The organism is Rhodanobacter terrae (genome assembly GCF_042657005.1).
Taxonomy (GTDB): domain Bacteria; phylum Pseudomonadota; class Gammaproteobacteria; order Xanthomonadales; family Rhodanobacteraceae; genus Rhodanobacter; species Rhodanobacter terrae.
Genome location: NZ_JBHSNG010000007.1, coordinates 44,134 through 58,009, shown reverse-complemented (window position 1 = coordinate 58,009; position 13,876 = coordinate 44,134). Strand labels below are relative to the sequence as shown.

The following is a 13,876-nucleotide window of genomic DNA, read 5'->3' as shown; positions in this document are numbered from 1 at the left end:
ATCATAGCTGCGTCGCAGCTTGTCCCACTTTCTCCACTCCGTTATGGTTGCGCGTCACATCGGCTCGTCGCGTCATACCCGTCGCGGTTACAGGCGCGTGTGGCATTTGTTTTCACGGGGAGTCACCAAATGCTTTTCAAGCGCGTCAAGTCACTCGATCAGATTCTCGCCACCGCCGAGAAGAAAGGTCTCACACGACAGCTCGGCCCCATCCAGCTCACCTTGCTCGGCATCGGAGCCATCATCGGCACCGGCATCTTCGTGCTGACTGCCGAGGCGGGCCAGAAAGCCGGCCCGGGCATGATGATTTCCTTCGTGATCGCCGCGGTGATCTGCGCGCTGGCCGCGCTGGCCTACGCCGAGCTGGCCTCGATGGTGCCGGTCGCCGGCTCCGCCTATACCTACACCTACGGCGTGCTCGGCGAGAGCGTGGCCTGGGTGGTCGGCTGGGCGCTGGTGCTGGAATACACGATCGCCGCCAGTACCGTCTGCGTCGGCTGGTCAGGCTATGTGAACGGCCTGCTTGCCCATGGTGGATTCGGGCTTCCGGAATTCCTGCGCACCGGCCCGATGGACGGCGGCACGTTCAACCTGCTCGCCTTCCTGATCGGACTGGCGATCACCTTCCTGCTGGTGATCGGCACCTCGAAGTCGGCCAAGGTCAACGCCTTCCTGGTGCTGATCAAGGTCGCGGCACTGACCCTATTCATCTTCGTGGCGCTGCCCGCCGTGAAGGACCCGAACTTCAAGCCCTTCGTGCCCAATGGCTGGGGCAGTCCGATGGGAGGCATTGGCGTACTTGGTGCCGCTGCCTCGATCTTCTTCGCCTACGTCGGCTTCGACGCCGTGTCGACCGCAGCTGAGGAAACCAAGAATCCGAACCGCAACATCCCGATCGGCCTGATCGGCTCGCTAGGCGTTTGCACCGTTTACTATCTGCTGGTGAGCTATGCCGCGGTCGGCTCGGTGGGTGCCCAGCCGATGCTCGGCCCGGATGGTCTCGCGCTGCAGCCGGGTACACCCGCAATGGCCGCAGCATGCCACGCCTCGCAGGCACTGGTCTGCAGCAAGGAAGCACTGGCGCACGTGATGCGTCTGCTCAACCACAACCAGTTGGGCAACCTGATCGGTTTCGCGGCGAGCATCGCGCTGCCGTCGGTCATCCTGACGATGACCTACGGCCAGACCCGAATCTTCTTCACCATGGCCCGCGACGGCCTGCTGCCGAGCTCGTTGGCGAAGATCCATCCGCGCTTTCACACGCCATACGTGATCACCATCATCACCGGCGTATTCGTATCTCTGTTCGGCGCCATGTTCCCGGTGGGCGCGCTGGCCGACGTCACGAATTCGGGCACCCTTTTTGCCTTCATGATGGTGTCGCTCGGGGTGCTGATCCTTCGCGTCAAGCAGCCTGACCGTCCCCGCTCGTTCCGCACACCCATGGCCTGGGTGGTATGCCCGCTCGCCATGTTCGGTTGCCTGTTGCTGTTCTTCAACCTTTCGCTCAAGACGATCATCATCTTCTTCAGCTGGGCGGCGGTCGGCCTGGTGATCTACTACCTCTACGGCTACCGCAAGAGCCACCTGGCCAACGGTACCGAGCCGGATTGATCCGACGCCCCTCCATTCAGCCAGCAACATCACCGGCACGGTACCCGCCGTGCCGGTGTCATTTCCGGAACATCCATGCTCAAGCAGCTACTCGCGTGCAAGACCGATTTCTCGAACGTCGATGAAGGTGACGGCCCAGGCCTGAAACGGACGCTGGGTCCCTGGGGCCTCACCGCTCTCGGCATCGGCGCGGTGATCGGCGGCGGCATCTTCGTGATCACCGGCCAGGCGGCCGCCGAGCACGCCGGTCCGGCGATCATCCTCTCGTTCGTGATCGCGGCCATCTGCTGCAGTTTCACTGCACTGTGCTATGCCGAGTTCGCGACCCTGATCCCGATGTCGGGCAGTTCGTACTCCTACGCGTACGCCACGCTGGGCGAACTGGTGGCCTGGTTCATCGGCTGGAACATGGTGCTGGAATACGGCGTATCGGCCTCGGCCGTCGCGGTCAGCTGGACCGGCTATTTCGTCAGCCTGCTCGATAACTGCGGCCTCCATCTGCCTGTCGTGCTGACGAATGCGCCACTTGCCTACGTGGACGGTCATCTCGTGACGACCGGCGCGCTGTTCAACCTGCCTGCGGTCGCGATCGTGCTGACCCTGACCTGGCTGTGTTATGTCGGCATCAGGGAATCCAGCGGCGCGAATCTCGCGATGGTGATCCTCAAGGTCAGCCTGATCGTGATCGTGATCGTCGCCGGCTGGCATTACGTGAACCCGAGTTACTGGCATCCCTTCATTCCGCCGAACCAGAGTTCGGAAAAATACGGCTGGTCCGGCATCATGCGGGCGGCGACCCTGGTGTTCTTCGCCTATATCGGCTTCGAGGCCACCTCGACCGCCGCGCAGGAAGCGAAGAATCCGCAGCGCGATCTGCCGATCGCCACGCTGACCTCGCTGGCCATCTGCACCGTCTTGTATATCGGCATAGCCGCGGTGATCACCGGACTGCTGCCGTTCGACCAGCTCGGCACCGCCGAACCCGTGGTGACGGCGGTCAGGGCGCACCCGGAGCTCGGCTGGCTGCGCTGGGTGGTCGAAGTCGGTGCATTGATCGGGCTGTCCTCGGTCATTCTGGTCATGATCATCGCGCAGCCGCGCATCTTCATGATCATGAGCCGCGACGGCATGCTGCCCAAGGTGTTCTCCCGGATCCACCCTCGCTATCACACGCCGCATATCAACACCGTCATCACCGGCATCGGCATTGCCGCGCTGGCGGCGGTATTCCCGCTCGACATACTCGGCGATCTCGTCTCGATGGGTACCCTGATCGCCTTCGTCGCCGTCTGCGCCGGGGTGCTGATCCTGCGCCGCACTCAACCTGACCTGCCACGCACGTTCCGCGTGCCGTGGGCACCGGTCACCTGCGTACTCGGCGTGCTCAGCTGTCTTGGCCTGCTGTACTGGGAAAACTGGTACCAGTGGTTGATGCTGGGCATCTGGACCGTGATCGGCATGACGATCTATTTCGGCTATGGCCGCCGACACAGTCATCTGCGAAATCAGCCACAGACATGATTTGCTGATTGTCGCCAACGGCACCGAATAGCGCCCAAAAGCTTCGAATATCTGCGATATCTGTGGAAAACGACGCCAATGGCGTTATGACGCTTTTATCGCAGGATTGGCCTAAAATTCTCGTATAACTTATTGTTTTCAAACAGCTTAACGAGAATTTTTCGATAGAATTTCGGTGGCTGGCCGCCCATTCCCCGATCGCGGGAGTATGATCCTCAGTCCGCGGGTTGATCACTTGGCAGTGGGCCCCGGATCGTGGCCCGGCGTGTCAGGTGGGTAAGCTCCTCAGCCTGATGCGCCGGGCCGCACTTTTATCCGCAGCCCGCGGCAACCCCTTCCATTCGCGAGTCCACCGACGCCCCGCACCCGGATGCAGCGATTGCGCGCAGCAAAAAGGCCGGCGATGCGGCCGGCCTCCCTGGGTTGCACCAACCGCGGATGCGGTCAGGCTTTCTTCGGTGTATGCGACACGCACCAGCCTTTCGCATTCACCGACTTGCCCGGGAACAACTGGCACGGACCCCGACCGGTGGGGCCGCCCGAATAGAACTGGCAATTGGAGCAATTGTCGCCGGCCTTGTGCTTCGCGTCGGCCGTCTTGCTGGCGTCTTCCACGTAACCCAGCGCCTTGGCCGTCGGATCCGCTTCGGTCAGCGGTGGCAGATCGGCTGCACGGGCAAAGCGCGGCAGACCGCCAATGACGACAGCCGCCACCGTGGTGCCGGCAGCCACCTTGAGGAATCGGCGACGCGATTCGATATCTTGTTCGTTCGACATGGACAAACCTCCATCGGTATCTATCCAGCGCACCCAGCGCCGGATTCCTACCGATGGTACGCCTTGTGAATGCACTTTTGCCTGACTGGCGAGAATGGCTCTCATTCCAGCCAGGTGAGGGTCCGCCGCATGGTATAGTCGACGCCCATTTGGACGTCCAAACACCATGAGCCAAACCCTGCCCGCCACGATTCCCGTCAGCTTGTTCGAGGCGTGCGCCGACAGCATCGCGGGCACGGCGCGTGAGCTGGCAGCTCTCGGCTGGACGCCCGCCACCAGCAGCAATTTCTCGATGCGGATCGATGCGGAGCATGCAGCGATCACCGTATCCGGCCGGCACAAGGGCCGCCTCGGCCGCAACGACATCATGCTGGTGGGCCTGAGCGGGCATGCCGTCGGCACCGATGCCAGACCCAGCGCCGAGACGGCGCTGCATACCCAGATCTACCGGCGCTGGCCGGAAGTGCGCGCGGTGCTGCACACCCACTCGCGCACGCAAAGCGTAGCCTCGCGCCTGTTCGCCGGCGATGGCGTCATCCGCCTGCAAGGCTGGGAATTGCAGAAGGCGATCGCCGGACACCACACCCACGAGGACACACTGGAGATTCCGGTGTTTCCGAATACCCAGCACATGCCCGAACTGGTCGCCCGGATCGACGCCTGGCTGGACGCGGGCAAGACGTTGCATGCGTATCTGATCGACGGCCACGGCATCTACACCTGGGGTCGCGACATGGCCGAGGCCGAGCGTCATCTGGAGGCGCTGGAGTTTCTGCTCGGTTGCGAACTGGATCTGAAAAAATTGAGGGCATCATGAGCCGCCTGCGCATCTTCGACGAATCCCGGCCGCAATCGCCGCTGACGGAACATCACGAACACGCCGCGATCGCCCGCGAACTGGGTCGGGTCGGCGTTCGCTTCGAACAGTGGGAAACCAGCCACGCCATCGTGCCGGGCGCCAGCCAGGACGAGGTGATCGCCGCCTACCGCAGCGACATCGACCGGCTGAAGAAAGAGAAAGGCTATCAGGCCGTCGACGTGATCAGCCTGACACCCGATCATCCCGAGCGCGCGGCGCTGCGCCAGAAATTCCTCAGCGAACACACGCACAGCGAGGACGAAGTGCGCTTCTTCGTCGCCGGCGCCGGCCAGTTCACGCTGCACATCGCAGGCAAGGTTTATGACGTCCTGTGCGAACAAGGCGACCTGATCGGCGTGCCGGACGGTACCCGCCACTGGTTCGACATGAGCGAATCGCCTTATTTCGTGGCGATCCGGTTGTTCACCAACAAGGAAGGCTGGGTCGCGCAATTCACCGGGGACGACATCGCCTTGCACTTTCCCCGCATGCAGCCACGCCAGGCGGCCACACGATGATCGAGATCCGCGCCATCGTCACCGACATCGAGGGCACCACCAGCTCGATCAGCTTCGTGCGCGACGTGTTATTCCCCTATGCCCGCAAGCGGCTGCCGGCTTTCATCGAAACCCATGGCGACAAGCCCGAAGTGCAGCACTGGCTGCATGAAGCGGCCGAGGAAGCCGGCCTGGTCGAGGCAAGCCGCCAGTACATCATCGAGTTGCTGCAGCAGTGGATCGATGAAGACCGCAAATCCACCGCGCTGAAAGCGTTGCAGGGGATGATCTGGAAGGAGGGTTACGCCGCCGGCGATTACCGCGCCCACCTGTACCCCGAAGTCGCCGCGCGGCTGCGCGAATGGCGCGCGGACGGACTGCGCCTGTACGTCTATTCCTCCGGTTCGGTACCGGCACAGCAGTTGTTCTTCCGCTACAGCGAAGCCGGCGACCTGACGCCGCTGTTTGCCGGCTACTTCGACACCGAGACCGGCCCCAAGCGCGAGACCGAGTCCTACCGGCGCATCGCCGCGGCGATCGACGAGCAGCCGCGGCATATTCTGTTCCTGTCCGACATCGTGGAAGAACTCGATGCGGCGCAAGCCGCCGGTTTCCACACCGGTTGGCTGATCAGGGAGCCGCTGCCGTGGCCGGGCGAGCCGCGTCACCGTGCCTTTCGCGATTTTGATGCGATCACCCTCTGAACTCAGGCGGCAATCCCAGCATGCGCACCATCCTGACCGTCCTGCTTGCCTTCGCCGCTGGCGTGCTGCTGATGTTGTTGTTGCCTGGCCGCGCCGCACTACCTTCGATCGCCAACCAGCCTGCGCCCTCCGCCAGTGCCCCTGCCGCAGCCTCGTCCGGCAGCAGCGTGCCGTTGTCGGCATCGACCGAAGCCCCCGCCGACAACGGCGATGACTGGCCGAACGCCGGCCCCACCCCGGAACAGGTGCTCTATGCACAGCCGCGGATGGTCCGCAACGCACTGGCGCAGCTCACTCCGCGCGTGGCCGGCAAACCGAACCTGTACCTGCTGGCGTTCGCCGGCGACAGTAGCGAGGACGTGTTCCGCAACGAAGCCGAGTACGCCGCACAGCTGTTCGGCAAACGTTTCGGTGCCACCGCCCACAGCCTGGTGCTGGAAAACAATCCGGCGAGCCTCACCAGCCATCCGCTGGCCAGCTGGAGCAATCTGGACGCCGCGCTCGATGGCCTGGGCAAGGTGATGCGGCCGGATCAGGACATCCTGCTGCTCTACGTCACCAGTCACGGCAGTGAAGATCACACCTTGCTGGTCGACATGGATCCGCTTCCGCTGGATCAGCTCGGCGCCGACGATCTCGCCGGCATCCTGGCCATGCACAAGTTCAAATGGAAGGTGCTGGTCGTCAACGCCTGCTACTCCGGCGGCTTCGTGCCGCCACTGCAGGGTCCCGGCACGCTGGTACTGACCGCCGCCCGTGCAGACCGCAGTTCGTTCGGCTGCGGCAGCGATTCGGACGTCACCTACTTCGGCAAGGCATGGCTGGTCGACGCGCTGAACCGCACACCGGATTTCATCGATGCGTTCAAGCAGGCCAGCGGCGAGATTCGCCAGTGGGAACAGCAGGACAAACTGACCCCGTCCGAGCCGCAGATCGACGTGGGCAGCGGCATCGCCGAGCAGCTTGCCTTGTGGCGAAAGGGTTTCACCCCGGGGCCAAAGGTGGCGTTCAAGCCGGCGATGCCGGCGACCTCCACCAACCCGGCGGCGACGCAGTAGTTCACCTGAGCATATCTACGCCACGGTACGCATGCGCCGAGTAGCTATCCGCACCTACTTGCGCCAGAAGGCTGCGTTCACTAACTGCGCATTTTAAGTACTTGCTTATTTTGACGACCGTCGATATCGCCTGCAAACGAATTTGATAATGCCCAAGATCAAAGCAAGCGCGCCCAATGCAGTCACTGCGAGGAGCAAATAGGCATGACGCGCCACGAAACGTGCTGTCCAATACAGGCGATCGATACGCCGTAGGTCGGTCAGGTCGGGAATCGGTCCTGGTGCGATAATTTCGCCCAGCAGCATCGCTTGCGGATTCGATTCGGTGAATGCGGGCCAGGTCGGCATCCCAGCCCCATTGGGATTGCCGGATTTCGCGAAGTTGGTCCAGTACGTCGACATGACGGAAGCGAGCCTGCGATCCGCAAGCGCCAACGGTAACGCCTGTTGATCGAGATGGCCGAACACATAAGGCATCTCCATGCCGTGGCTGGCTCCCCAGCCATAGTATTTGTCGCCGACACGATAGGGCGGGCTTTGCGTAAACCGGTAAAGGAATACACGTCGTTTACCTGCGTCGGCCTGCAGGCGCGCCCATGCCCACATGTCCCAGCCGAACCGCATTTCGCCCTCGAATGTCACGAAGGCTGAACGAGCCTGCCGGTCATTGGCTACCGATCCGGGGCCTACCAGCGAAACAATCGGGCGTGAGAAGTCGTTATCCAATACCTCGCGAAGATTGGCAGCCGTGATCGCTTGATCAGCGAGAAACAACCGGCCTTCGCGCGCATTCGAGCCAATCAGGAGATCAACATTGTTCTGCTGCCCCTCGCGGTAGGCGTCGTACGGAGCCCGCGGCAAAGCGTAGCCGTCGATGATCAGGTGCGCATTGAAGCGAGTCTTGATCACGTCCTCTGCCGGCATGGCGCGCAGATCCTCCAGCGTGCGTGCACCGCTCTTGGCAACGAAAGCTCTACCGTCCTGTTCGGCGTCGACCAACTTGAAACCAGGAGCCAGATCGACCGGCTCGAACAATCCACCGCTCTCACCGATCGCGCGCTGGAACAGGCCCTTGGCGAGCGGAGAAGTCGTCAGCGCGCTGATCGAAATCGAACCCGACGATTGTCCGAACACCGTCACCCGTGTCGGGTCGCCGCCGAATGCACCGATGTTGCGCTGTACCCAGCGCAATGCTGCGAGCTGGTCGAGCAGGCCATAGTTTCCGGACACATGTTGCGGTGATTCGCGACTCAGATCGGGCAGCGCCAGAAATCCCAGCACGCCGAGCCGATAGTTCGCGGTAACCACAATGACGCCCTTGCGCGCGAGCATGTCGCCAGCGTACAGCGGTGTGGATGCCGACCCGTTCATCAAACAGCCGCCATAGATCCATACCATGACCGGCAGGGGGCGGCCTGCTGAATGCGGCGGCACCCAGATGTTGAGGTACAAGCAGTCCTCGCTCATGCGCTCCGGCGGCGCGTCTTCGGGATAGGAGCCGTGTTGCATGCAGATCGGCGCGAACTGGTTGACCGATCTGACGCCCGACCACACCGCAGGCGCTTGCGGCGCACGCCACCGCAGCGGCCCGATGGGCGGCGCCGCGAAAGGTATGCCTTTGAACACGGCTACGCCGTTCTCCTGCACACCCTCGATCAGACCGCTGTCGATCCGGACAGGCGTGGCAACCGACACGGACGACCCGAGAAAGGCAAGAACGACCACGCACAACAACCTGCGATGCGGGAAATAGAGTCTGCGCCGACCATTGCGCGCGCGGCTATCGGTGCCGGCGGATGTTTCCAAATGATCTGTCGATCGATGACTTAAAAACCACGGCATGGCCTGCTCCCACCAACGAGGGAGTGCCGAAGTCTGCTCGAGCTCGAAGCTGTCAGATAGCCCGGATCATCCCGAATGCCCTCCGGTTCGTCACCAATGGGATGAACCGGTGCATTGTGTGGACAGCCTGAGGCGAGCATCGCAAACTGGCGCAACCATGATTGACCACGTCACAGTCGAATTTCGCCGCCGGTTCGACCCGTCGCGGCATTGGTCGGCACCGCTCTTCGGCGGCTTTCTGTACTGGCTGGTGTTTCTGCTGGCACTCGAACCCGATAACGTGTTGCGCGCGTCGCAGGCGGGTTATGTGTTGCCGCTCGGCCTCGAGACTATCCGCATCACGGGAGCAGCGATCCTTGGGGCTGCGGTAACGCCGCTGCTCACATGGCTCACCCGCCGGGTACCTCTGGTCGGGGGTAGTCATTTTTGGCAACGTGCCGCGATCCATCTGATCTGCAACACGTGCCTGGCCCTCCTGCTGATCGTCGTCAGTTGTTTTCTCGTGGCATGGGGGTTCGAACGGCAACTTGCTCCGTCGCTTGCCGAAGTCCACAGCCAACTTGCCGCGAACTGGACGCTACTCGTATTCGCGCTCTGCGCATTTACAACTATCGCCCATCTGATCCGGTTTATTCGACGTCCGGATGGGGTGAACACCGCCGTCGCCACAAATGCAGCCGTCGAGGAAACCGCGCCCGCCGAACGCATTTCGATCAAGACAGGGGGACGCCTGCGCTTCGTGGAGCAGGCCAGCATCGACTGGCTGGAAACCCATGGAAATTACCTGGCGCTGCATGCCGGGCCCAGCAAACAACTCGTCCGCCGAACCTTGACTGATTTCGAGACAGCACTGGACATGAACCGATTCGTCCGCATCCATCGGCGCATGATCGTGGCTATTGATCGCATCGAAGAAATGAAGCCGCTGGCGAATGGTGACGCTATGTTGCGGCTGCGGGATGGCCGGGAATTGCGCATGAGCCGGAGTTATCGCGACGAAGTTGTGCGACGGTGGAGCGGAGGCTGACCGGCGTATGCCAACCCTTCGCTGCGAACTCTCGAGGTTCCGATCAATCCCTGTGGCGCGCGTTATGCCGTTTGGCCAACAATGCCACGACATCGGTCAGTGATAGCCCACGCGCATGCAGCACCACGGTGAGATGGAAGATCAGGTCGGCGGCTTCGCCCAGCAGTTCGGTATCGTTCTGCGCCACGGCGGCCAGCGCCGTCTCGACTCCTTCTTCGCCGACTTTCTGCGCCATCCGGCGCATGCCTCCATCGAACAGCTTGGTGGTGTAGCTGCCCTCGGGGCGTTCGGCATGTCGCTGCGAGACCAGCGCATCGAGCACGGCGAGGAAGCCCAGCGGCGGGTGCACGGATTCACCGAAGCAGCTGGATGTGCCCAGATGGCAGGTCGGTCCATGTGGTTCGGCCTGCACCAGCAAGGTGTCGGCATCGCAGTCGAGGCGGATCGACTTCAGCGCCAGCACGTGGCCGGAGCTCTCGCCCTTGGTCCACAGCCGTTGCTTGCTGCGGCTGTAGAACGTGACCTGGCCGCTGGCCTGGGTCCGCGCCAGCGCCTCGGCATTCATGAAGCCGAGCATCAGCACCTCGCCGCTGCGCCAGTGCTGCACGATCGCCGGCAGCAGACCGTCGCCCTTGGCCCAGTCAGGTTTTCGCGGATTCGCGTCGATGGCGTTCATGAAATTGACTCGTTGATTGGAGAAACGAGTGAAGAGAAGTGAGAAACGAGTAAAGCATGCAGCGTTCGAGGCATCCCTCTCGTTTCTCACTCCTCTTCACTCACTGCTAAAAGCTTTGCAATCGCACTGCCACGCCCTGCCCGCGCAGATAGCGTTTGAGGTCGGGAATGGAAATCGCGCCGGAGTGGAATACGCTGGCCGCCAGTGCACCGTCGACATCGGCTCCGATGAACGCATCGCGGAAATGCTCCGGCGTACCCGCGCCGCCGGAGGCGATCAGCGGCACTCGGCAGACCGCGCGCGCCGCCGACAACTGTTCCAGATCGTAGCCACGGCGCACGCCGTCGCTACCCATGCAGTTGAGCACGATCTCGCCGGCGCCGCGCCGCTGCGCCTCGACCATCCAGCCCAGCGTCCTGCGCGCCAGTGCCTGCGTCTTGCCGGGATCGCCGGTGTACTGGCGCACGCGCCATTCGCCGTCCGCATCGCGCAGCGAGTCGATGCCGACCACGACGCACTGCACGCCGAACGCCCCGGCCAACTCGTCGATCAATGCAGGCCGCTCCAGCGCCGGCGAGTTTACCGAGATCTTGTCCGCGCCCGCGTACAGCACGGCGCGCGCCTCGTCCACCGAACGGATGCCGCCGGCGACGCAGAACGGAATGTCGATCACCCGCGCCACCCGCTCGACCCAGCCGCGATCCACGCTGCGACCTTCCGGGCTGGCGGTGATGTCGTAGAACACCAGTTCGTCGGCGCCTTCGTCGCGGTAGCGCAGCGCGAGCTCCACGATCTCGCCCATCACCACGTGATCGCGGAAACGCACGCCTTTGACCACTTTTCCGTCGCGTACGTCCAGGCAGGGGATGATTCGGCGGCTCAGCATGTCAGCGCCTCCTGCAGCGTGAAGCGACCTTCCAGGAGCGCACGGCCGAGTATCACGCCCTGCGCGCCAGCCTCGCGTGCGGCACGAATATCGTCCAGCGAACGCACGCCGCCGGAGGCCTGCACCACCAGCTGCGGTACCTGCTCGGCGAGATGGCGATACAGCTCCAGATTGAAACCGGCCAGCATGCCATCCCGGTTGATGTCGGTGCACAGCAGATGACGGGCGCCTCGTGCGGCGTACCACGGCGCCAGTTCGTCCAGCGTGCGCGCCTCGACTTCGGTCCAGCCAGCGCTGGGCAACGCCCAGCGGCCGCCGATACGGCGTGTGTCGAGCGCGATGGTCAGCCGCTCGGCGCCGTATTTGGCCAGCCAGCCGGCGACCAGCTCGGGATCGCGAATCGCCACGCTGCCCAGCACCACGCGATGCACGCCGGCATCGAACAGACGCTGCAGATCAATCTCCTCGCGCACGCCACCACCGGCCTGGATCTGCATGCCATCGGCCGCAATGGCGCGGATGACGGCTAGATTGTCGAGGTTGCCGGAACGGGCACCGTCCAGATCGACCAGATGCAGCCAGCGCGCTCCGGCAGCGGCATAGCGCTGCGCGAGTTCGCGCGGGTCGGCTGCATAAGTAGTCTGCTGCGCGTAGTCACCCTGCTTCAGGCGCACCACTTGGCCGCCACGCAGGTCGATCGCGGGAATCACTTCACAGTTCATAGCGCGAGAAAATTCTGCAGGAGCTTCGCGCCGACCGCGGCGGAACGCTCGGGATGGAATTGCATGCCGTGGAAGTTGTCGCGCGCGATCACCGCCGAGAACACCTCGCCGTAGTCGCTGGTGGCCACGCTCCAGTCGCCCACCGGCACCGCATAGCTGTGTACGAAGTAGGCCTGGTCGTCATCGCCGAGCCCGGTCAGCAAGGGGTGCGACTTTTTAGCGACCAGGCGGTTCCAGCCCATGTGCGGTACGCGCAGGCCGGGCGCCTCGGCGAAGCGATGCACCGTCGCCGGGATAATGCCGAGACATTCGGTATCGCCCTCTTCCGAGTACGCGCACAACAGCTGCATACCCAGACATACGCCGAGCACCGGCTGGGTCAGCGAACGCATCAGTTCGACCAGCCCCAGCTCGCGCAGTCGCGCCATGCCGGGACCGGCGGCGCCGACACCGGGCAGTATCACCTTGTCGGCGGCGCGAATCGTGGCGGCATCCGCGGTCAGTGCGGCGTCCACGCCAAGCCGCAGCAGCGCATAGCGCACCGAGCCGATATTGGTGCCGCCGGCATCGACCAGCACGACGCTCATGACAATGTGCCCTTGGTGCTGGGAAGCTCGCTGCCTTCGCGGCGGATCGCCTGGCGCAAGGCGCGCGCCACGACCTTGAAGCAAGCCTCGACCATGTGGTGCGCGTTGTCGCCTTGCACACTGAGCTGAAGATTCGCGCCCAGCGTCTCGCACAGCGAACGGAAGAAGTGCGGCACCAGCTCGGTCGGCACTTCGCCCACGCGTTCGCGCGGAAAGCTGCCCTCGAACACGAAGTACGGGCGCCCGGACAGATCCAGTGCCGCGCCGGCCTGCGCTTCATCCATCGGCAAGGTGAAGCCGTAGCGGCCGATGCCCCGCTTGTCGCCCAGCGCCTGCTTCAATGCCTGCCCCAGCGCCAGCGCGCAGTCCTCGATGGTGTGGTGCTCGTCGATATGGGTGTCGCCGTCGCAATTCAGCTCCAGCGCAAAACCGCCGTGCTTGCCGATCTGCTCCAGCATGTGATCGAAGAAACCCAGCCCGGTATGCGCCTTCGGCTCGGCCACCTTGTCCAGATCCACGCTGACGGTGATGCGGGTTTCCCTGGTGTTGCGCACCACGGTTGCCGTGCGCGGCGCATCCAGCAGCTGGTGCGCCAGTTCGTCCCAGCCGATGCCGAGCGGGCCGACGCGGCAGCCGCGCACGCCGATGTTCGCGGCGAACTGCAGATCGGTCTCGCGGTCGCCGACCATCGCCGAGGCGGCGCGGCTCCAGCTGTCGTCGGCCAGGTAATGCCGCAACATGCCCACGCCGGGCTTGCGCGTGTCCTTGCCCTCATGCGGGAAACTGCGGTCGATCAGCACCTCGCGAAAACGCACGTCCTGCGAGGCGAGAATGCGCATCAGCAATTCATGCGGACCGCTGAAGTGCGGCTCGGGGAAGCTGTCGGTGCCAAGGCCGTCCTGGTTCGTCACCATCACCAGCTCATAGCCGGCGGCGACGAAGCGCTGCAGCGCGGCGATCACGCCCGGCAGCAGCGCCAGCTTCTCGTAGCTGTCGATCTGCTCGTCGGCCGGCTCCTCGATCAGGCAGCCGTCGCGATCGACGAAGAGAATCTTGCGGCTCACTGCGACCTCCGGATCGATACACCTGTGGGAGCGACTTCGGTC

At 63.5% G+C, this 13,876-nt stretch carries 14 protein-coding genes; 7 read left to right on the top strand and 7 right to left on the bottom strand.

Translation table 11 applies throughout. From position 1 onward, the window contains the following. Window positions 1-129: 129 nt before the first annotated feature. Window positions 130-1,614, top strand: coding sequence for an amino acid permease (locus ACFPPB_RS08805; RefSeq protein WP_377326396.1), 1,485 nt, complete (start codon window positions 130-132; stop codon window positions 1,612-1,614). Window positions 1,615-1,689: 75 nt separating this feature from the next. Beyond that, a complete protein-coding gene (locus ACFPPB_RS08800) occupies window positions 1,690-3,135 on the top strand; it encodes an amino acid permease (RefSeq protein WP_377326395.1) in 1,446 nt (481 codons plus the stop codon). Between the two features lie 444 nt (window positions 3,136-3,579). On the opposite strand, the gene ACFPPB_RS08795 is transcribed toward ACFPPB_RS08800, so the two are convergent. Continuing rightward, the gene (locus tag ACFPPB_RS08795; RefSeq protein ID WP_377326394.1) at window positions 3,580-3,912 is read right to left on the bottom strand and encodes a high-potential iron-sulfur protein; all 333 of its coding nucleotides are present in this window, start codon (window positions 3,910-3,912) and stop codon (window positions 3,580-3,582) included. A gap of 166 nt (window positions 3,913-4,078) precedes the next feature. On the opposite strand from ACFPPB_RS08795, the gene ACFPPB_RS08790 reads away from it, so the two are divergent. The 4 genes from ACFPPB_RS08790 to ACFPPB_RS08775 are packed head-to-tail and all read left to right on the top strand — an operon-like array spanning window position 4,079 to window position 7,030. After that, the gene (locus tag ACFPPB_RS08790; protein WP_377326393.1) at window positions 4,079-4,729 is read left to right on the top strand and encodes a methylthioribulose 1-phosphate dehydratase; all 651 of its coding nucleotides are present in this window, start codon (window positions 4,079-4,081) and stop codon (window positions 4,727-4,729) included. After that, complete coding sequence (locus ACFPPB_RS08785; protein WP_377326392.1) at window positions 4,726-5,289, top strand: 1,2-dihydroxy-3-keto-5-methylthiopentene dioxygenase; 564 nt, start codon at window positions 4,726-4,728, stop codon at window positions 5,287-5,289. Before ACFPPB_RS08790 ends, ACFPPB_RS08785 begins: the two co-directional genes overlap by 4 nt. After that, entirely contained in the window at window positions 5,286-5,972 is a 687-nt protein-coding gene (gene mtnC, locus ACFPPB_RS08780) for an acireductone synthase (protein WP_377326391.1), read from the top strand. Before ACFPPB_RS08785 ends, mtnC begins: the two co-directional genes overlap by 4 nt. A gap of 20 nt (window positions 5,973-5,992) precedes the next feature. Then, window positions 5,993-7,030, top strand: coding sequence for a C13 family peptidase (locus ACFPPB_RS08775; protein ID WP_377326390.1), 1,038 nt, complete (start codon window positions 5,993-5,995; stop codon window positions 7,028-7,030). A 105-nt stretch (window positions 7,031-7,135) separates the two neighbouring features. Here the strand turns inward: ACFPPB_RS08775 and ACFPPB_RS08770 are convergent, their stop codons facing one another. Further along, window positions 7,136-8,872, bottom strand: a complete 1,737-nt coding sequence (locus ACFPPB_RS08770) for a carboxylesterase/lipase family protein (RefSeq protein WP_377326389.1) — start codon at window positions 8,870-8,872, stop codon at window positions 7,136-7,138. A gap of 157 nt (window positions 8,873-9,029) precedes the next feature. Here ACFPPB_RS08770 and ACFPPB_RS08765 point away from each other — a divergent pair, with 157 nt between their 5' ends. Then, window positions 9,030-9,899 carry a LytR/AlgR family response regulator transcription factor gene (locus ACFPPB_RS08765; protein ID WP_377326388.1) on the top strand — a complete coding sequence of 290 codons (870 nt, stop codon included), beginning with the start codon at window positions 9,030-9,032 and terminating at the stop codon, window positions 9,897-9,899. A 43-nt stretch (window positions 9,900-9,942) separates the two neighbouring features. On the opposite strand, the gene hisIE is transcribed toward ACFPPB_RS08765, so the two are convergent. From hisIE to hisB, 5 genes are all read right to left on the bottom strand, one after another. Then, on the bottom strand, window positions 9,943-10,575 hold the full coding sequence (gene hisIE, locus ACFPPB_RS08760) for a bifunctional phosphoribosyl-AMP cyclohydrolase/phosphoribosyl-ATP diphosphatase HisIE (RefSeq protein WP_377326387.1): 633 nt from the start codon (window positions 10,573-10,575) through the stop codon (window positions 9,943-9,945). A 106-nt stretch (window positions 10,576-10,681) separates the two neighbouring features. Next, window positions 10,682-11,461, bottom strand: a complete 780-nt coding sequence (hisF, locus tag ACFPPB_RS08755) for an imidazole glycerol phosphate synthase subunit HisF (RefSeq protein WP_377326386.1) — start codon at window positions 11,459-11,461, stop codon at window positions 10,682-10,684. Then, on the bottom strand, window positions 11,455-12,183 hold the full coding sequence (gene hisA, locus ACFPPB_RS08750; RefSeq protein ID WP_377326385.1) for a 1-(5-phosphoribosyl)-5-[(5-phosphoribosylamino)methylideneamino]imidazole-4-carboxamide isomerase: 729 nt from the start codon (window positions 12,181-12,183) through the stop codon (window positions 11,455-11,457). The genes hisF and hisA overlap by 7 nt, the downstream gene beginning before the upstream one ends. Beyond that, complete coding sequence (gene hisH, locus ACFPPB_RS08745) at window positions 12,180-12,770, bottom strand: imidazole glycerol phosphate synthase subunit HisH (RefSeq protein ID WP_377326384.1); 591 nt, start codon at window positions 12,768-12,770, stop codon at window positions 12,180-12,182. The genes hisA and hisH overlap by 4 nt, the downstream gene beginning before the upstream one ends. After that, on the bottom strand, window positions 12,767-13,834 hold the full coding sequence (gene hisB, locus ACFPPB_RS08740) for a bifunctional histidinol-phosphatase/imidazoleglycerol-phosphate dehydratase HisB (RefSeq protein WP_377326383.1): 1,068 nt from the start codon (window positions 13,832-13,834) through the stop codon (window positions 12,767-12,769). Before hisB ends, hisH begins: the two co-directional genes overlap by 4 nt. Window positions 13,835-13,876: the final 42 nt, after the last annotated feature.